The sequence below is a fragment of the Facilibium subflavum genome, from assembly GCF_003574485.1.
In the GTDB taxonomy this organism is placed as follows: Bacteria; Pseudomonadota; Gammaproteobacteria; order Francisellales; family Francisellaceae; genus Facilibium; species Facilibium subflavum.
Genome location: NZ_QLIT01000186.1, coordinates 1 through 5,280, shown reverse-complemented (window position 1 = coordinate 5,280; position 5,280 = coordinate 1). Strand labels below are relative to the sequence as shown.

Annotated in this window: 1 protein-coding gene; it reads left to right on the top strand. The window is 34.6% G+C overall.

Going from position 1 to position 5,280, the window contains the following annotated elements:
- Positions 1–254: 254 nt before the first annotated feature.
- On the top strand, positions 255–5,280 hold a 5,026-nt coding region (locus DNK84_RS10600), incomplete at its 3' end, for an RHS repeat domain-containing protein (RefSeq protein WP_162902387.1).

Below are 5,280 nucleotides of genomic sequence, written 5' to 3'. Positions count from 1 at the left end.
AAACCTAAAAAAAAAAGAAAAAAAAAACATAAAAACAAAACTATTAAAACAGTACGAAGCGCAATATAAAAAATATGTAACTTATGTCTTTCTAAGCATTTAGACTGTCAACATAACTTTTTGGTGATGGTTTATTTTGTCAAGAATATAAATATGTTACATCAATCGAAAATGGGGTATAAAGTATGTATGGTATTATCAAGTTTACATTTAAAGCATGGATACGTAGTTATATAGTCAGGATTTTTATTATTGTGATTAATATAAACCTTGTCTGGGTAAGCATTCCCTATGCCCAACCTTTAACGCAACAAAATAAAGATTTTTACTGGCATGATTATCAAACAACAATGGGATTGAGTTTCAATAAAGGTAATTCAAAAACGAATGTTTTGCTTCCTGGTGCTGATCTTGATTATCAATATGCTTTAATTAATTTTCCTGAGACTGTGGGTGATGATGGCTTTTCATTATCAAAGTATTACAATAATCGCCCCTCTCATAGCCATTTATGGAGTGAGTCAGGATGGCATTGGCAAGCTAATGAGCCTTTGTATATAACTACAGCTAAGCTGCAACAGCGCCTGGCACAATTAAAATTAGAACTAAAAGAATATTCCTATGGGGAGTTTTCTGCACCATATCTCTATCAAGGTTACGATATGCCTGATTTAAATTATAAGGATTCATTTATTCTCAAAGGTGGCATTACCAAAGAACTTAAAAACTTTAATCAACGCAAAAACAATCAGCAAACGGAAGGTTACCTTAAAGATAATCTGGCTGGGTCCAACCCACCGCCGAATCCTGACAGTCACTATAACTATGACCCTAAAGAGCTTGGTTATTACATGTCAAAAAACGTATATACGGTAAGGTATTATGATAAAAGCAGTCATACAATTATTTTTTTTGAAACCAAACCAATTAAATATGCAGATCCTAAGTTAAGAGAAGACTTTCTAGCCGATCCACTAAATCACGTCGATGATAAACTTTATATCATTGATGCAAAGGGAAATGAATTTATTTATGATAAAAACCAGGGTTATTTATTAACGCATATTTATCGAGCTAACGGCTATCATTTGTTGTTTACTTATATTAAAAAAGCACAAGGTAAGTATTTGCTAGTCGGCATTGCTGATAACTATAAGCGAAGTGTTTCAATTGATTATCCGGATAGATTAGGCGAAGGTGAAACAATCATTACTTACGGTAATAACCAGCAGCTAAGTTACCATTCAGTAAAAGCATTTTCAGATCATAACGGGAGTCTATTTAGCAAAATTGTTGCTTTTACCGATACAAGGGGCAACAAAACTGATGTGCAATATGCAAAAGATAAATCGGTCATTGAAAGGCTTGATTATCCTTCTGGTATTAGTGAACGATTTACCTATGTGGATGAGCCTGTGGGATCAGATTATGCCAATGTATTACCTAATGGGAAACTGGTAAAGAATTACCCTATTGTATCCCATCGCTTAGTCAGCCATAGCTATTCTGCTATCAAGACCACCTATCAGCACACGACAACACCATATGCTCCGCTTCTTGGTTACCGAGGCGATTATGAAGCTAATGAAATAAGAAAAGAGCTTGGTGATGGAAATACATATATGCCTCCTAAAATTAGAGATAGTTATAGAGAGAGTTACACTTGGCCATCAGTGATTGTACAACAAGATCATAAATTGATGTATCAGCAGATTTACTCCCCAGAAGTTGTAACAGGATCGTTTGCATTAGACATTTTTGGCTTTAATACGTTTAAAGTTAACGCACGTGAACTTGTTTCATCACTTGTTTTATCTGTGAAAACGCCAAGCGTTATTTATCATGGGCAAACAACGATCAACCCGGATTCTCGTTTGGGAACATCAATGGGGCTTTCTGGTCAGCTTCATTATCTTTACCATGGAAAGCTGTCAGCAAATCAGAATGATCAATTATTGCTTGATAAATTCTCTTACCATTCTGGTCATCAGCAAAAAAATACGACCAAGGTTTACGTGTTTGATTCTGTGATGATCCCAAAAAATGCAGTCAGAGAAAACGCGTTTATCCTTAGCTATCAAAACTTTTTTGACAACTTATTACCATCGCTCTATCGAACTGATTTTACGGCAATTGAAAAGACTGATCAAGCATTAATAACGCATCAAGAAGCCAGTGGTTTGTTGCCAGCTAAGCAGACTATACGTTTTTCAACGGACAATTTGCCTGAAATGATCAGCAATACTAATCAAGAAGAAAGTAAATCCGTTAATGTATTATTGGCTTTAAATAAGCATTCATCCGTTAAGGATAATGAATTTAGACCGAATGAAGTTCGTGCATTTTATGCAAGAGAACTGGTAGATAAAACGTCAGAGATTAAAAATAATAGCAGCAGCAAATCCCGCAGCATTAATTTTAACCATTCTGAGTTAAAAATAGATTATCAAAGAGTTGGCCAAGACAGAGAAAGTAAGACATTAAGCTTTGCGGATTTATTAAATCACTCTCTAGGCAAGCTGAAAGCTAATCAAGTAATAAAAAACATTGAGCAAGTCACAAATCGTGATAAAAAAGATGTCTTTTCGCAGCTTGAGATTGAGGATAGTAAAACAGGTAAGCTGGTTGATGGGCAAAACAGTATGCTTGTTAATTTATATACGGGTAAGCCAATTGAAATAACCAAAGCTAACGGAGAAAAATACCATTTTAATTATGACGCTTTTGATCAATTAAGTACCGTAAAATCAGGGTCTCAAACTATCGATTACTACTATTATCAGGTGTTTAATAAATTTGGTTACAGAAATTTAAATGTGATTACGAGAGTATGGTCAAGCGGCTTAGAAGAAAGCAGCTATTATGATGAATATGGGCAAGCAGTTGCACAAACCAATAATGTCGGTACTAATGAGAATCTCTTATGGCATAAAACATATGATCAATACGGGAATGTAATCAAGTATGTCAATGAATATGACCAGGCAACATTTTATAAATATGATGAACTGGATCGTGTTGTTCAGATAAACACGCCTGAAGGTGATCAAATTGATTATTATTATGATTGGCAAGATAACAGTAAGACAACCTATATCAACCAGGTAATAAAAAAGCAAACATTTTATGATGGCGATGGTTTGGTGATTGAAAAAAGAAGCTATATCACTAAACAAAAGAGGCCTGTAAATCACAGTTCAACCTATATATTTGCCCCAGGTGATCAGCTTAATATTGTACGTTATCAATATAGTGGATCGGGTGAAATCATTAAAGAGAAGAAACAAAAAGCGCTTTTGCTTAGAAAAGGAAAAGCAGGTAATCAGAAAATAAAAATAAATGGTAACGATTTTACATTCGTTTCCTCGCAGTCAAACTCATATAAGTATGGACTTGATAATAAAATACTTTCGATCACGCATAAAGATTGGCAATCAGGCAAACAGGTAAAAGAAGATTTACAGAAGTTTTGGTATGATGTTTATAATAAAGTGACCTTAATAAAGCAATATCGTTTTGACCAAAAAGGAAATAATAGTTTAGAAAAGCAAACAACCTACCATTATGATGACCAAGATATGCTGAGTTATGCTGAAATGGATTTTTTTGACAAAACAGGCATTCAGAAACTGACGACCGAAAAAAATTATTTTGATGAAAATCTGCAAGTTAATAAAACGTGTGACGTTTTAGGCCATTGTAAGCAATATTCATATGATAAGGAAGGAAAGCTCATTGGATGGACGAATGAATCAGGTACTTATTTTACGATAAAAGAGAACAAAGCAGATTCATTTAGCATTTTTTATCGTGAAACAGATCCTATAAGTAATGAAATACATGATATTGAGAAGGTAACTAAATATAACTCATCAGGTTATATTACTGAGGTAAGGAATTATCGTGATGGAGAGATGGTTGGTGAGGTCAGCTATACTTATGACAATGCGGGTAATTTAAAAGAGAAGATATTTCCGGATGGCAAAAAGCTAAGTTACCACTATGATCAGTACCAGCGGAAAATACAACAAACGGATGTGTTGGGTAATAAGACCTACTATAAGTATAAAGAAGGTAGCCCTGATGAGCTTGCTGAAGTCATCACTTATTCTGCTAAGGATAAATTACTTTCATCAGTATCAGTAGAGTATGACGAAGATCCAGTTAATTTAAGTTATGGTAAGGTAACACGGCTTGATTTTAACAATGGGGTAGTGAAAAAACTAAACTACAATAAAGAAGGACTGATTGAAAACATTCGTTATGAAAAGGATCATGTGCCTTTATGGGAATATGTCTACACTTACAGTGCACAACAACAATTAAGCTCAAAACTGGTTAATCCCGGCACCTTTGATCAAGTTAAAGAAAGCTATCATTATAATGCTACAAGTCAACTAGCTAATGTAATCCATGAAAGCAGGAATGCACATTGGCAAACTAATTATGAATGGGATAATAACAATAATTTAACACACAAAACAAAAGAATGTTTGTCGGGCACATGCCAGTCTCAAGCGTGGGAAGGAGTTTATAACCAGGCAAATCAGCTCATAGAAGCCAGACAAAATGGACAGATAATAAAACTTAATTATGACGAAAGAGGGAATCGATTAAATGACATAAAAGGTAATCGCTATTATTATAACCAGACGAACCAATTGATTGGTTTTTTGAATACGACATTGGATCAAGAAGTCTTGTTTAGCTACCTGCCTGGCAGTAATATGCGTTTTAATAAAGTCATTCAGGACAACAAAGGCAATAAACAAAGTGTACAATTTTATTATGATGAATACGCTATTCCTCGTTTGGTCAATGAAGTTGGTCAAGCGCGTAAATTGTATCATTATCTTGGTATAGTGCCGACAGAGGTTATAGAAGATAAAGGAGATCAAACACAGCTAATAACGTTGGCAGGGTTAGACAGTGCTGATAAAGGGATAGTGGATAACAGCATAAAAAGTTTGGCTAATTTCGAATTTTTTAAAGAATACCAGGATCAGGAGAGTCAATTAGTTTATTTGCGGAATCGGTATTATGACCCATTGACAAGTAGTTTTATCCAAAAGGATATGACGGAGTTATTAAATCGTTATGGTTATGCAGATGGTGATCCTGTTAATTTGATTGATCCGTTGGGATTAAGTGCTCAACATTACCAAGAGACACCTAATGCAGTCGAAAAAACCGAAGGGATCAGAACATATTCAACAATACAGAATGTTTTATGGTGGACTAACATTGCTTTGGCGTTGATACCGATAGGTATAGAAGCTT